The following is a 13,704-nucleotide window of genomic DNA, read 5'->3' on the forward strand; positions in this document are numbered from 1 at the left end:
TTCAATCCATGAAGAAAGTCGGGGCAACTTTGCCGCCATGTACGTCCCGCGGCAATGCCTGCCGGTCCGAACCTAGCGCCTAGTCACGAATGCAATTCTAACGGTCGGGGTCGTCGGACCTGCCGACCAGCGTTTCGACCGCCGGTACCCGGGTATCGTTCTCCATCTGCGCCTCGTGCTCCAGCTGGTGGCTGAAGCGCTCCAGCGAGTCCTTGCCGGCATGCGCGTCGCTGGCGAAAACCGGCGGGCTGAGCAGGTAGGCGCTGATCAGCTGGGTGATCGCGGCCAGGCTGTCGATATGGGTGCGTTCGTAGCCGTGGGTCGCGTCGCAGCCGAAGGCGAGCAGGGCGGTGCGGATGTCGTGCCCGGCCTCGACGGCCGATTGCGCATCGCTGTGATAGTAGCGGAAAAGGTCGCGACGTACCGGGATCTCGTGTTGCCCGGCCAGCTTGAGCAGGTGCCTGGACAGATGGAAATCGTACGGGCCGCCCGAATCCTGCATCGCCACGGTGACCGCATGTTCGGTGGACTGCTGGCCCTTGGCGCTGGGGGCGATGTCGATGCCGACGAACTCGCTGACGTCCCAGGGCAGGGCACCGGCGGCACCGGAGCCGGTTTCCTCGGTGATGGTGAACAGTGGGTGGCAATCGATCGGCGGCTCGCGACCGCTGTCGACCACGGCCTTGAGCGCGGTCAGCAGCGCGGCGACACCGGCCTTGTCGTCCAGGTGGCGGGCGCTGATGTAGCCGCTTTCGGTGAATTCGGGCATCGGGTCGAAGGCGACGAAATCCCCGATGTTGACCCCCAGGGCGACGGTTTCCGCACGGCTGTAGGTGAAGGCGTCCAGGCGCAGCTCGACGTGGTCCCAGCTGATCGGCATCTCGTCGACCGCGGTGTTGAAGGCATGGCCGGAGGCGAGCAGGGGCAGGACGCTGCCGCGAATCACGCCTTGGTCGGTGAACACGCTGACCCGGCTGCCCTCGGCGAAGCGGCTCGACCAGCAGCCCACCGGCGCCAGGCCCAGCCGGCCGGTGTCCTGGATCTCGCGGACGATCGCGCCGATGGTGTCAACGTGGGCGGCGACCGCGCGGTCCGGGCTGTAGCGACGGCCCTTGAGGGTGGCGCGGATGGTGCCGCGGCGGGTCAGCTCGAAGGGAATGCCAAGCTCCTTAAGGCGCTCGGCGACATACCGGACGATGGTGTCGGTGAAACCGGTCGGGCTCGGGATGGCGAGCATCTCCAGCAGGACGCGCTGCAGATAATTCAGGTCGGGTTCGGGCAGTTTCGCAATCATGGGGTCTCCTTGGGTGGCGCGTAGCGCCGGGTCGGGAGGTAGCGGCGAGGGCGGTTCGCCGTCGATGGCATACGACGCGAGGAACGCGCCGCGAGCGGGTGCTCGCGGTGTCCCAGGGGGCGCCGTCGCGTCAGTTGCTGGTGTGGCTGAGCGGGAACAACAGGTCGATGAAACGCTCGGCGGTCGGCTGCGGCTGGTGGTTCGCCAGACCGACGCGCTCGTTGGCTTCGATGAACACGTACTCGGGCTGATCGGCCGCCGCAACCATCAAGTCTAGTCCGACCACCGGGATGTCCAGCGCACGGGCCGCCTTGACGGCCGCTTCCACGAGGGTCGGATGCAGGATGTCGGTGACGTCCTCGAGGGTGCCTCCGGTGTGCAGGTTGGCCGTACGGCGCACGGCCAGGCGCTCGCCTTCGGCCAGCACGCTGTCGAAGTCGTAGTTCGCCGCACGGATGCAGCGGTTGGTTTCCTCGTCGAGCGGGATGCGGCTTTCACCGCCGGTGGCCGCCATCCGACGACGGCTCTGCGCCTCGATCAGCGCGCCGATGGTGTGATGGCCGTCGCCGATGACCTCGGCGGGCCGGCGAATGGCGGCGGCAACCACTTCGAAGCCGATGACCACGATGCGCAGATCCAGGCCCTCGTGGAAGCTCTCCAGCAGCACCCGGCTGTCGAAGTGTTCCGCGCGACGAATCGCCTCTTCCATTTCATCGGCGTTGCGCAGGTCCACCGCGACGCCCTGGCCCTGTTCGCCGTCGACCGGCTTGACCACCACGCTGCCATGCTGCGCGAGGAAGGCGGCATTGTCGGCCGCCGCGCCCGCGAGCTGCTGGGCCGGCAACCGAAGCCCGGCGCGCGTCAGGGTGCGATGGGTCAGCCGTTTGTCCTGGCAGAGGGTCATGCTGACGGCGCTGGTCAGGTCCGACAGCGATTCGCGGCAGCGCACCCGGCGACCGCCATGGGTCAGGGTGAACATGCCCGCTTCGGCATCGTCGACATGCACCTCGATGCCCCGTCGACGGGCTTCGTCGACGATGATCCGGGCGTAGGGGTTGAGGTCCGCTTCGGGGCCGGGGCCGAGGAACAGCGGCTGATTGAAGCTGTTCTTGCGCTTGACCGTGAAGGTCGGCAGGTCGCGGAAGCCCAGCTTGGCGTAGAGCGCCTTGGCCTGCAGGTTGTCGTGCATCACCGACAGGTCGAGGTAGGCCAGGCCGCGTCCCATGTAGTGTTCGACCAGATGCCGCACGAGCGCTTCGCCCACGCCGGGGCGCGGACAGTTCGGCGATACGGCCAGGCACCAGAGGCTGCTGCCGTTTTCCGGATCGTTGAACGCCTTGTGGTGGTTGATGCCCATCACGCTGCCCAGGATCTGCCCGGTGTCTTCGTCCTCGGCGACCCAGAACACCGGGCCGCCTTCCTCGTAGGGAGTGCAGCGCGTCGGGTCCACCGGCATCATCGAGCGCGACTGGTACAGGCAATTGATCGCTTCCCAGTCGTTCTGGCACTGGGTGCGGCGGATGGCGAAGCCCCGGAAACGGCGTTGCGCCGGGCGGTAGTCGGTGAACCACAGCCGCAGGGTGTCGGAGGGGTCGAGGAACAGCTGCTGGGGCGCCTGGGCCAGGACCTGCTGGGGCGCCGCCACGTACAGCGCGATGTCGCGGTCGCCCTGCTGCTCGTTGAGCAGGTCGCTGGCGATCATGGCCGGGTCCGAATAGGTATGGCCAACGAGAATCCGCCCCCATCCGCAGTGGAGGATCACCGGGCTTTCGGGGTGAGCCTGCCCGTCTTCCGCGAAACGTGCCTGCAACCTCTGGTAGGTGGGCGCCTGGCCGCGCAACAGACGCTGACCATAAGCTTGAGACTTCTGCATGGTGCGTTTCCTTAGAGGCCCTGTTCAGTCAACCAAAGGTTGACCGCCGCCAGCTGCCAGAGTTTGGAGCCGCGCAGCGGGGTGAGCTGGCCATGCGGGTCGGACAGCAGGGCGTCGAGCATCTGCGGCTGGTACAGGCCACGGTCCTGGCTCGGGTCGAGCAGCAGCTCGCGCACCCAGTCCAGCGTGTCGCCCTGCAGGTGCTTGAGCCCGGGGACCGGGAAGTAACCCTTGGGCCGATCGATGACCTCGGCCGGGATGACCTGACGGGCGGCCTCCTTGAGCACGTACTTGCCGCCCTCGGGCAGCTTGTACTGCGCCGGGATGCGCGCCGAGAGTTCGGCCACCCGATAATCCAGGAATGGCGTGCGCGCTTCCAGGCCCCAGGCCATGGTCATGTTGTCCACGCGCTTGACCGGGTCGTCGACCAGCATGACCGTGCTGTCGATGCGCAGCGCCTTGTCGACCGCCGCCTCGGCGCCCGGCTGGGCGAAGTGCCGGCGCACGAAGTCGCCGGAGAAGTCGCCCTGGGCCCATTGCTTCTGGACCGTCTGGGTGTATTCCTCGTAGCTGCGATCACGGAAGGCCGCGAGGTACGCCGCCACCGGGTCCTGTGCCCCGTCGACCTGGGGGTACCAGTGATAGCCGGCGAACAGCTCGTCGGCACCCTGGCCGCTCTGAACGACCTTGCAATGCTTGGCCACTTCGCGCGAGAGCAGGTAGAAGGCGATGCAGTCATGGCTGACCATCGGCTCGCTCATGGCGCGGAAGGCCGCCGGAAGCTGTTCGAGGATTTCCTTTTCCTGGATGCGCAGCTGGTGATGACGGGTCTGGAAGTGGTTGGCGATGATGTCCGAATACTTGAACTCGTCGCCGCGCTCGCCGCCCGCATCCTCGAAGCCGATGGAGAAGGTCAGCAGGTTCTCCGCCGCGCCGGCTTCGCGCAGCAGGCCGACCAGCAGGCTCGAATCGACGCCGCCGGAAAGCAGCACGCCGACGTCCACCGCGGCGCGCTGACGGATGCTCACGGCTTCGCGCATGGTGGTCAGGACGCGGTCCTTCCAGTCTTCGAAGGTGTAGTTCTGCTCGTCCGGCCTGGCGCCGAACGCCAGTGTCCACCAGGTCTTGGTGGTGGTCTTTCCCTGGGCGTCGATGCGCATCCAGCTGGCCGGCGGCATCTTTTCGATACCGGCGATCAGGGTGTCGGGCGCCGGCACCACGGCGTGGAAGCTCATGTAGTGATTCAGCGCGACCGGGTTGATGACCGGGTTGATGTCGCCGCCTTGCAGGAGCGAGGGCAGGCTGGAGGCGAAGCGCAGGCGCTGGTCGGTACGCGAGAGGTACAACGGCTTGACGCCGAGACGGTCGCGGGCGATGAACAGCTGCTGCTTGTCGCGCTCCCAGATGGCGAACACGAACATGCCGTTCAGGCGCGGCAGCAGGGCTTCGCCCCAGGCGTGGAAGCCCTTGAGCAGCACTTCGGTGTCGCCGTCGGAAAAGAACCGATAGCCGAGCGATTCGAGTTCGGCGCGAAGCTCGGGGTAGTTGTAGATCGCGCCGTTGAAGACCATCGACAGGCCCAGCGCAGAGTCGACCATCGGCTGGCCGGAGGCCTCGCACAGGTCCATGATCTTCAGCCGACGATGGCCCAGCGCGAGCGGGCCGTGGCTGTGGAAACCGCACGCGTCGGGGCCGCGCGAGGTCAGGTGATGGGTGATGCGTTCGATCGCGGCCAGGCTGGCCGGTTGGTTATCGAAGCGTAGTTCTCCAGCTATTCCGCACATAATCCTTACCGGTTCTCCGTTGGGGTGTGGGCGTGCTCGTTCAGCACTTTTTTACCTAACCAAATCGACACTTTCATGTCAAAGTAGTTCGCTGTATGTTTTTGGCAAGAATTACCGCTCCGTAGCGGTTCGGAATCTTATGACTGAAACTAAATCATCCCCCCGGGAAGCCTACGCGCTTTCGATATTCCAGGCCCTGCGGCGCCTGCAGCAGGCGGCCGAGGTGCATGCCAAGCGGTTGTCGCGCTATGGCGGACTGACGCCGCTGCAGCAGCTGATCCTGCAGGTCCTGGCGGTGGAGAAAGAGCTCACGGCCAGTCAGCTGGCGCGTTTCGTCAGTCTGTCGCAGGCCTCGCTGTCGGGTGTGCTCGAGCGTCTGGAGGGGCGGGGGCTGATCAGCCGGCGACGTGACGAGCAGGACCGGCGCAAGCAGTGGCTGCACCTGGATGAGCCCGGACGCGAGGCGCTACGCGATGCGCCGTCCCTGCTGCCCGAGCACGTTCTCGAGCGCTTCGCCGCGTTGCCCGAGTGGGAACGCCATTCGATTCTCGCGGCGCTGCTGCGCGCGGCCGAGCTGTTCGACTCGGCCGAGCTGGTGGAGCAGGCCTAGAGTCGAAACCCCTCGACGATGTGCTCGGCCAGGGTTTCGCTGATCTGCGACTGGCGGCCGTTGCGCAGCAGCACGATGCTGCAGCCGGGCAGCGCAGGCAGGCCCTGGGCCTCGTCGAGAATGCGCAGCTGCGGCGGGATCACGCTCTGCAGCTGGGCGGTGACCGCAAGGCCCGCGCTCACCACCGCGACGATCGCCGCCAGGCTCGGGCTGGTGTAGGCCATCCGGTAATCGATTTCCCGGGCGTCCAGTGCGTTGCATGCCCAGGCGCGGCAGAAGCAGTCCGAGTTGAACATCGCGAGCGGCAGCGGCCGCTGTTCATGCAACTCGAAACCCGGCGCCTCGGCCCAGACGAAGCGTTCCTGGCGCAGCAGCTGGCCGATTTCGGTGCCCGGTTCGCGGGTGACGATGGTCAGGTCCAGGTCCTTGCGCTGCAGCAGCAGGGTCGAGGGTTCGCAATGCACCTCCACCTGAACCAGCGGAAAGCTCTGCGCGAAGCGCGACAGGATGCCCGGCAGAAAACGCATCACGTAGTCGTCCGGCGTGCCGATGCGCACGGAACCGACCATGTGCGGCTCGCGCAAGGTGTTGATCACCTCGCCATGCAGCTTGAGGATGCGCCGCGCGTAGCCCAGCAGCACCTGGCCTTCGGCGGTGAGCCGCACGCCACGGCCGTCGCGCTCGAAAAGATCTCGCTGCAGCACGTCCTGTTCGAGCCGCTTCATCTGCATGCTGATGGCCGACTGGGTTCGATTGACCGCCTCGGCGGCACGGGTGAAGCCACCGTGATCGGCGATGGCGACGAAGCTGCGCAGCAGTTCGGTGTCGATACTCGGGTAGGTCGCCATGCATCAATCTCTCAGATGAGTCGAATCAGGAAGATTCGTTGGATTGATATTAATCCGGCGCCGAGACTGTTTTCCATCCCCACAGGAGGATGGACAGATGAAAAACGACAAAGGTGTTTCGCTTCGCGGATGGAGGGTGCTGCGTCGGCAACTGGTGCGCTGGTGGCAACTGCATGAGCAGCGCCGTCAGCTCGCCGCGCTGGATGACGCGGCGCTGAAGGATCTGGGCCTGAGCCGGGCCGACGTGTTCGCCGAAAGCGAACGGCCGTTCTGGGACGACCCCCTGGGTTCGCCGCCGCGCCAGAAGAAAGCCAGCGGCGGCTTCGACGAACGCTGCCAGGCGCTGCACGGCGGTTAGCCCGGCAGCAGTTTCTGAACGCCCAGCGACAGGCTCACCGCCACCAGCATCAGCGCGAACAGACGTTGCAGGACACTGCTGTTCAGGCGCTGGGCCAGCCGGTTGCCGGTGAGCACGCCACAGGCGCCGCCGGCGGCCAGGCCGCCCAGCAGCAACGCCGGCGGATGCGCGCCGCTAAGATAAATCAGGAAGCCGCCGCCGCTGACCAGGGCGATCACCCCCATCGAGGTCGCCATGGCGCTGAGCAGTGGCAGCGGGGTGAACCAGAGCAGGGCCGGCACGATGAGAAAGCCGCCGCCGACCCCCATCAGACCGGACAGCACGCCCACGCCCAGGCCGATCAGTACCAGCACCCCGGTGCGCTCATGCTCGACGACCCGCGCCGGCAGGTTGGCGCCGCGCCACATGCGACGGGCCGACCAGAGCACCAGCAGGCAGAACGCGACGATCAGCGCCTTTTCCGGGACGAAGCGCCCCAGCCATTGACCCAGCGCGTTGCCCGGCAATCCGAAGACCACCAGCAGCGCCAGCGGGCGCCAGGCTACCTGGCCCTGGATCGCGCGCGGGACGGCTCCGACCAGCGCGGACATCGCCACCGCGCCCAGGCTCACGCCGATCGCATCGCGCAACGGCAACTGCAGGCTGAGCAGCAGGGGCAGGGCGACGAGCGAGCCGCCCGCGCCGGTCAGGCCGAGCAGCAGGCCCAGCACCAGGCCGATGCCGAGCGCCTCGATCAGCAGCAGCTCCATCAGTTCGAACCGTACGGGCAGAGGGGGATTCGGCCGGCGTCCGCGGCGCAGTCAGCGGGAGAGGCGAGGGGGTGAAGCGCTTCGCTCATGGGCGTCCTTAATGGGATGGCACTGGGCGGACCGGATCGGCCGCCGTTCGACAGTATGGAGGGCCTGCGCGGATCGACGTTCGCATCTGCGCCGGTTTTGGTTCTGCGCACGTCGCCTCAGCCGCGGATCAGCCTGCGCAGCAGGAAGCGGTTGGGGTGGCAGGCCTCGGCCAGCTCCCGGGGCAGCGGCAGCGGGTCGCCGTCGATCCAGCCCGCCAGCAACTCACCGGACAGCGGCGCGGTGATCAGGCCGCGCGAGCCGTGGGCGGTGTTGACGAACAGCCCTTCCTGCCAGGGGCAGGGCACCTGGGGGACCCGCCGCGCATCCTTGCCCAGCACCGAGTAGGCTTCGGCGAAACGCCCGGCTTCGGCGAGCGGGCCGATGATCGGCAGGTAGTCGGGGCTGGTGCAGCGAAAGGCGACGCGACCTTCCAAGCTGGCGAGAGGGCGCGCGTCCAGCCGCAGGCGCTGATGGAGGTCCGGCGAGATCGCCTCCAGCATGTCCAGGTTGGAGCGGTGTTCGGCTTCGCTGGGTTCGAGCCCCGTCTGCTGGAAGTCGAAGCTGGCGCCGAGGGTGTGTTCGCCTTGCCAGGCGGGCGCCACGTAGCCTTCGGCGCAGAGCACGGTACGCAGCGCGGTGCTGCGTTCGGTCGCCGGAAGGCGGGTGATCTGCCCGCGAATGCGCTTGAGCGGCACCCAGGCGGTCTGCTCGAAGCGCGCCACGTCCGCCGCGCCGGCGAGCACCACCACCGGCGCTTCGGCCAGCAGGCGCTCGCCCGCGCGTGCCTGCCACAGCTCGCCATGACGCTGCAGCTGCAAGGCTTCGCAGTGGGTGAGCAGCTCGATGTCGGGGTGGTTAGCCAGCTGGCGCGCCAGTGCTGGCGGATGCACCCAGCCGGCGCTGGGGTAGAACAGCCCGCCGCAGGGCAGGCCGAGCCCGCTCAGCGCTTCGGCCTGGGTGCGATCCAGCGGCTGCAGCAGCCCGGGAAAGGCGCCGGCGAGCTTGGCCTGGCGTGCGCGCTCCTTCTCGTCGAAGGCCAGCTGCAGGACGCCGCAGTCGTCCCACTCCTGGCCGCGGGTCAGCCGTTCGAGCAGCCGGCGGGTGTAGCCGAAACCGCTGACGATCAGCCGGGACAGCGCCGTGCCGTGTGCCGACAGTTTCAGGTAGAGCACGCCCTGGGGGTTGCCCGAACCTTCGCTGGCCACCGCCGCGTGACGTTCCAGCAGCGTCACCTGCCAGCCGCGGGCGGCCAGGCTTGCGGCGCTGGCGCAGCCCGCGAGCCCCGCGCCGATCACCAGTGCCTTGCGCGCGCCCTGATGGGGGCTTGGCCGTGCATACCAGGGCGCGGCGCGGTCAGGCGACGAGCCGACGAACCGGCCGCTGAGCATTTCCCACTTGGTGCCGAACCCCGGCACGCGGCGCATGGCGAAGCCCGCCTCCACCAGCGCGCGTCGCACCACGCCTGCGCTGGTGAAGGTGGCCAGCGTGGTTTGCGGGCCGGACAGCCGCGCCAGTTCGGCGAACAGCGGCGGTTGCCACATCTGCGGGTTCTTCGCCGGCGCGAAGCCGTCGAGGAACCAGGCGTCGACGCGCGCATCCAGGCGCGCCAGGCATTCGGTGGCATCGCCCACCAGCAGCGTCAGGGTGACCCGGCCGCCGTCGAGGGTGAAGTGCTGGAAGCCGGGGTGTATCGCCTCGTACTGCTCGATCAGCGCGTGCGACTGACGCGCGAGATCCGGCCACAGGCTCAGGGCGCGCGTGAGGTCGGCGCGGGTCAGCGGATGTTTCTCGACGCTGATGAAGTGCAGGCGCGCAGCGGCCGGCGCGGTGCGCTCGAACAGCTGCCAGGCGCAGAGGAAGTTCAGCCCGGTGCCGAAGCCGGTCTCGCCGATCACCAGCGAGCGGCCCGGCGTCAGCGCGGCGAAGCGCTGCGCCAGGGCATTGGGTTCGAGGAACACGTGCCGCGTTTCGTCCATCCCGGCGGTACGGGAGAAGTACACATCGCCATACTGGCGCGACTGCGGCACGCCGTTTTCGTCCCATTCGAGCTCGGCGTGCTGGAATCCGGGAGAGGCGGGGCGGTCGGACATAGGTAATGGCATCCTCGTGGGGGGATGCAATTCTAGAGTCAATTCGTGCCGGATGGGCACGAAGCCGTTGGGGGAGCCAGATGTTCGAATCCGCGGAAATCGGTCATGCGATCGACAAGTCGACCTATGACGCCGAAGTGCCGGCGCTGCGCGAGGCGCTGCTGGACGCGCAGTACCGGCTCAAGGAGCAGGCGCGCTTTCCGGTGCTCATCCTCATCAACGGCATCGAGGGTGCCGGCAAGGGCGAGACGGTGAAGCTGCTCAGCGAGTGGATGGACCCTCGGCTGATCCGCGTCGAGAGCTTCGACATGCGCAGCGACGAGGAGCTGGCCCACCCGCCGAGCTGGCGTTACTGGCGCAAGCTGCCACCCAAGGGGCGCATGGGGGTGTTCTTCGGCAACTGGTACAGCCAGATGCTGCAGGACCGCGTCCACGGCAAGATCAAGGACAAGGAACTGGAGCTGGCGCTGGGGCGCGCGGAGCGAATGGAGCGCATGCTCTGCGACGAGGGCACGCTGATCTTCAAGCTCTGGTTCCACCTTTCCAAGCAGCAGATGAAGGCGCGGCTGCAGACCCTCAAGGCCGATCCGCTGCACAGCTGGAGGATCAGCCCGCTGGACTGGCAGCAATCGAAGACCTACGACAAGTTCGTCCGCCACGGGGAGCACGTGCTGCGCCGCAGCAGCCGCGAATACGCGCCCTGGTACGTCATCGACGGCTCCGACGAGCGTTATCGCAGCCTCACGGTGGGGCGGATCCTGCTCGAAGGCATGCAGGCGGCCCTGGCCGACAACTCCAGCGTGGCCCCGGCGCCGCATGCGGCGCCGATGGAGGCGAGCTTCGAGGGGCCGAACTTGCTCGACAGGCTGGACCTGAGCCAGTCGCTCTCAAAGGAGGCCTACAAGCAGCAGCTGATCGAGGAGCAGGCGCGGCTCTCCAGGCTGTTTCGCGACCCCCGGCTGCGCGAGCGCGCCGTGGTGGCGGTGTTCGAAGGTCACGATGCCGCCGGCAAGGGCGGGGCGATACGCCGGGTCACCGGCGCGCTCGATCCGCGCATGTACCGCATCGTCCCGGTCTCGGCGCCCAGCGAGGACGAACGCGCCCAGCCCTGGCTGTGGCGCTTCTGGCGCAACGTGCCGGAACGCGGCAACTTCACCATCTTCGACCGCTCCTGGTACGGGCGCGTCCTGGTCGAGCGGGTCGAGGGCTTCTGTTCGCCCGCCGACTGGCTGCGCGCCTACGACGAGATCAATGATTTCGAGGAGCAGCTGGTCGATGCGGGCGTCGTCCTGGTGAAGTTCTGGCTGTCGATCGATCCGGACGAGCAGCTGGCCCGTTTCAAGGCCCGGGAAACCAATCCGCTCAAGCGCTTCAAGATCACCGAAGAGGACTGGCGCAACCGCGAGAAGCTGGGCGAATACAGCATGGCCGTGAGCGACATGGTGGACCGCACCAGCACCGAAATCGCCCACTGGACGATGGTGGAAGCCAACGACAAGCGATTCGCCCGGGTCAAGGTGCTGCGCACGCTGAACGAGGCGCTCGAACGGGCCATCGAGTGAGGCCCGGCCTGCGATGGCCATCCATATATGGCTTGAATGGTCGTCGCCCGGCCGGCGAACGCGCGCTTATGCTGGCCGTCACTCCTAACAAGAACTCCGAGGTGTGCCATGCGCGAAGTGGTAATCGTCGATAGCGTCCGGACCGGCCTGGCCAAGTCCTTTCGCGGCAAATTCAACATGACCCGTCCCGATGATATGGCGGCCCATTGCGTCGACGCCCTGCTGGCGCGCAACGACCTCGACCCGGCGCTGGTGGAGGACTGCATCGTCGGTGCCGCGTCCAACGAGGGCGCCCAGGGTTTCAACATCGGCCGCAACGTGGCGGTGCTGTCCCGGCTGGGCACGGCCTGCGCCGGCATGACCCTCAACCGTTTCTGCTCCTCGGGCCTTCAGTCGATCGCCATCGCGGCCAACCAGATCGCCTCGGGCTGCTCCGACGTGATCGTGGCCGGCGGCGTGGAGTCGATCAGCCTGACCCTCAAAAGCAAGAACACCGAGCACCTGTACAACCCGATCATCCAGGAGCGGATTCCGGGTATCTACCACAGCATGGGCCAGACCGCCGAGCTGGTCGCGCGGCGCTACAACGTCACCCGCGAGCAGCAGGACCGCTTCGCGCTGCAGAGTCAGCAGCGTACGGCGCGTGCCCAGGCCGAAGGGCTGTTCGACGACGAGATCGTGCCGATGAGCGTGCGCTACAGGGTCGAGGACAAGGCCACCGGCGAGCAGAAGATTCTCGAAGGCGTGGTGGATCGCGATGACTGCAACCGTCCGGACACCACCTATGAAAGCCTGGCCGGCCTCAAACCGGTGTTCGCCGAAGACGGCTCGGTGACCGCCGGCAACGCCTCGCAGCTCTCCGACGGTGCCTCGATGACGCTGGTGATGAGCCTGGACAAGGCGCTCGAACTCGGCCTCAAGCCGCGCGCCTTCTTCCGCGGGTTCACCGTGGCCGGCTGCGAGCCCGAGGAGATGGGCATCGGGCCGGTGTTCTCGGTGCCTCGGCTGCTCAAGGCCAAGGGCCTTGCGATCGACGACATCGACCTCTGGGAGCTCAACGAGGCCTTCGCCTCGCAATGCCTGTACTGCCGCGACACGCTCGGGATCGACAACGAGAAGTACAACGTCGACGGCGGCTCGATTTCCATCGGGCATCCGTTCGGCATGACCGGCTCGCGCGCCGCCGGGCATCTGGTGCGTGAACTGCAGCGGCGCAACCTGCGCTACGGCGTGGTGACCATGTGCGTCGGTGGCGGCATGGGTGCTTCGGGTCTGTTCGAAGCGGTGCGCTGAGTCTCGCCGGCGGTGACGAACCCGCGCTTCGGCGCGGGTTTTTCGTCAGAGCGCCGCGGGGCCGTACAGTCGCAGGACGCAAAAGGTCGCAACTGTGCCTGTGACACTCCCGTATCCGCCCTAGAATGCCAGCCTGGCGGCGTCGCCCCTCGGCGCCCGGTAACGAGGCCCATATGCATATTTCCTCGGGGCGCTGGCTCTACGGTTTTTCCCTCGCACTGCTCACCGCCTTTCTCTGGGGCGTACTCCCGGTCAAGCTCAAGCAGGTCCTGCAGGTGATGGACCCGGTGACGGTCACCTGGTATCGCCTGCTGGTCGCCGGCAGCGTCCTGCTGGCCTTCCTCGCCGCGACACGGCGGTTGCCCTCGTTCCGCCCGCTCGGGCGCACCGGCCTGGCCCTGGTGCTGCTGGCCGTCTGCGGCCTGACCACCAACTACGTGCTCTACCTGATGGGCCTCAACCTGTTGACGCCGGGCACCACGCAGCTGGTGCTGCAGGTCGCGCCGATCCTGTTGCTGCTCAGCAGCCTGGTGATCTTCAAGGAACGTTTCAGCCTCGGCCAGGGGCTCGGCTTGCTGGTGCTGCTGGCCGGCTTCGCGCTGTTCTTCAGCGAGCGGCTGGTCGAGCTGTTCTCCTCGCTCGGGGCCTATACCCTCGGGGTGCTGACCGTGCTGGCGGCCGCCGCCTGCTGGGCCTTCTACGGGCTGGCCCAGAAGCAGCTGCTGACGGTGTGGAGTTCGCTGCAGGTGATGATGGTGATCTACCTGTCCTGCACCGCGTTGCTGACGTTCTGGGCGCATCCGCTGCAGCTGCTGGAGCTGAGCCCGTTGCAGGGCTGGCTGCTGGCGGCCTGCTGCCTGAACACCCTGATCGGCTACGGGGCCTTCGCCGAAGCCCTGGCGCACTGGGAGGCGTCGAAGGTCAGCGCGACCCTGGCGGTGCAGCCGCTGTTCACCTTCGCCGCGGTGGCCGTCGCGGCGCTGCTCTGGCCGAGCTACGTGCAGCCCGAGGAGATCGACTGGGTCGGCTACCTGGGCGCCTTCCTGGTGATGGCCGGTTCGGCCATCACGGCCCTCGGCCCGTCGCTGCTGGCCAGCTGGCGCGCACGCAAGGCCACGCCGCTGGTGGGTTGAACGGGCAGGGCGCCCGTTCG

The 13,704-nt window shown here is 67.4% G+C and carries 10 protein-coding genes and 1 pseudogene; 5 read left to right on the forward strand and 6 right to left on the reverse strand.

The genetic code is table 11. The annotated features are described in order from the left end of the window. Positions 1-97 precede the first annotated feature (97 nt). The 3 genes from DN824_RS04600 to DN824_RS04610 all read right to left on the reverse strand — a co-directional run bounded on the left by DN824_RS04600 (position 98) and on the right by DN824_RS04610 (position 4,951). On the reverse strand, positions 98-1,294 hold the full coding sequence (locus DN824_RS04600) for an osmoprotectant NAGGN system M42 family peptidase (RefSeq protein WP_138407162.1): 1,197 nt from the start codon (positions 1,292-1,294) through the stop codon (positions 98-100). Between the two features lie 130 nt (positions 1,295-1,424). Further along, positions 1,425-3,167, reverse strand: coding sequence for an N-acetylglutaminylglutamine synthetase (gene ngg, locus DN824_RS04605; protein WP_138407163.1), 1,743 nt, complete (start codon positions 3,165-3,167; stop codon positions 1,425-1,427). A gap of 11 nt (positions 3,168-3,178) precedes the next feature. Then, positions 3,179-4,951, reverse strand: a complete 1,773-nt coding sequence (locus DN824_RS04610) for an N-acetylglutaminylglutamine amidotransferase (protein ID WP_138407164.1) — start codon at positions 4,949-4,951, stop codon at positions 3,179-3,181. Between the two features lie 139 nt (positions 4,952-5,090). On the opposite strand from DN824_RS04610, the gene DN824_RS04615 reads away from it, so the two are divergent. Beyond that, a complete protein-coding gene (locus tag DN824_RS04615; protein ID WP_138407165.1) occupies positions 5,091-5,561 on the forward strand; it encodes a MarR family winged helix-turn-helix transcriptional regulator in 471 nt (156 codons plus the stop codon). Here DN824_RS04615 and DN824_RS04620 read toward each other — a convergent pair. Beyond that, the gene (locus tag DN824_RS04620; RefSeq protein ID WP_138407166.1) at positions 5,558-6,409 is read right to left on the reverse strand and encodes a LysR family transcriptional regulator; all 852 of its coding nucleotides are present in this window, start codon (positions 6,407-6,409) and stop codon (positions 5,558-5,560) included. The two genes, DN824_RS04615 and DN824_RS04620, sit on opposite strands and share 4 nt — an antisense overlap. Positions 6,410-6,506: 97 nt before the next feature. On the opposite strand from DN824_RS04620, the pseudogene DN824_RS04625 reads away from it, so the two are divergent. Next, positions 6,507-6,695 (forward strand): annotated as a pseudogene (locus DN824_RS04625) (DUF1127 domain-containing protein); the annotation flags it as partial. Between the two features lie 68 nt (positions 6,696-6,763). Here the strand turns inward: DN824_RS04625 and DN824_RS04630 are convergent. Further along, positions 6,764-7,516, reverse strand: coding sequence for a sulfite exporter TauE/SafE family protein (locus DN824_RS04630; protein WP_138407168.1), 753 nt, complete (start codon positions 7,514-7,516; stop codon positions 6,764-6,766). A 206-nt stretch (positions 7,517-7,722) separates the two neighbouring features. Beyond that, positions 7,723-9,696 (reverse strand): bifunctional tRNA (5-methylaminomethyl-2-thiouridine)(34)-methyltransferase MnmC2/FAD-dependent 5-carboxymethylaminomethyl-2-thiouridine(34) oxidoreductase MnmC1, encoded by a 1,974-nt coding sequence (gene mnmC, locus DN824_RS04635; protein WP_138407169.1) that lies wholly within the window; start codon positions 9,694-9,696, stop codon positions 7,723-7,725. 80 nt (positions 9,697-9,776) lie between these two features. Between mnmC and pap the strand changes: the two genes are divergently transcribed. From pap to DN824_RS04650, 3 genes are all read left to right on the forward strand, one after another. Further along, positions 9,777-11,258, forward strand: coding sequence for a polyphosphate:AMP phosphotransferase (gene pap / locus DN824_RS04640; protein ID WP_138407170.1), 1,482 nt, complete (start codon positions 9,777-9,779; stop codon positions 11,256-11,258). A 108-nt stretch (positions 11,259-11,366) separates the two neighbouring features. Continuing rightward, the gene (locus tag DN824_RS04645) at positions 11,367-12,551 is read left to right on the forward strand and encodes a thiolase family protein (protein WP_138407171.1); all 1,185 of its coding nucleotides are present in this window, start codon (positions 11,367-11,369) and stop codon (positions 12,549-12,551) included. A gap of 173 nt (positions 12,552-12,724) precedes the next feature. Beyond that, entirely contained in the window at positions 12,725-13,684 is a 960-nt protein-coding gene (locus tag DN824_RS04650) for a DMT family transporter (RefSeq protein ID WP_138407172.1), read from the forward strand. Positions 13,685-13,704: the final 20 nt, after the last annotated feature.

Source organism: Stutzerimonas nosocomialis (genome assembly GCF_005876855.1).
Lineage (GTDB): Bacteria > Pseudomonadota > Gammaproteobacteria > Pseudomonadales > Pseudomonadaceae > Stutzerimonas > Stutzerimonas nosocomialis.

Excerpts from the sequence above, each read along its gene's own strand:
- DN824_RS04600 (WP_138407162.1), bottom strand. The coding sequence starts at position 1,294 with ATGATTGCGAAACTGCCCGAACCCGACCTGAATTATCTGCAGCGCGTC.
- ngg (WP_138407163.1), bottom strand. The coding sequence starts at position 3,167 with ATGCAGAAGTCTCAAGCTTATGGTCAGCGTCTGTTGCGCGGCCAGGCG.
- DN824_RS04610 (WP_138407164.1), bottom strand. The coding sequence starts at position 4,951 with ATGTGCGGAATAGCTGGAGAACTACGCTTCGATAACCAACCGGCCAGC.
- DN824_RS04615 (WP_138407165.1), top strand. The coding sequence starts at position 5,091 with ATGACTGAAACTAAATCATCCCCCCGGGAAGCCTACGCGCTTTCGATA.
- DN824_RS04620 (WP_138407166.1), bottom strand. The coding sequence starts at position 6,409 with ATGGCGACCTACCCGAGTATCGACACCGAACTGCTGCGCAGCTTCGTC.
- DN824_RS04630 (WP_138407168.1), bottom strand. The coding sequence starts at position 7,516 with ATGGAGCTGCTGCTGATCGAGGCGCTCGGCATCGGCCTGGTGCTGGGC.
- mnmC (WP_138407169.1), bottom strand. The coding sequence starts at position 9,696 with ATGTCCGACCGCCCCGCCTCTCCCGGATTCCAGCACGCCGAGCTCGAA.
- pap (WP_138407170.1), top strand. The coding sequence starts at position 9,777 with ATGTTCGAATCCGCGGAAATCGGTCATGCGATCGACAAGTCGACCTAT.
- DN824_RS04645 (WP_138407171.1), top strand. The coding sequence starts at position 11,367 with ATGCGCGAAGTGGTAATCGTCGATAGCGTCCGGACCGGCCTGGCCAAG.
- DN824_RS04650 (WP_138407172.1), top strand. The coding sequence starts at position 12,725 with ATGCATATTTCCTCGGGGCGCTGGCTCTACGGTTTTTCCCTCGCACTG.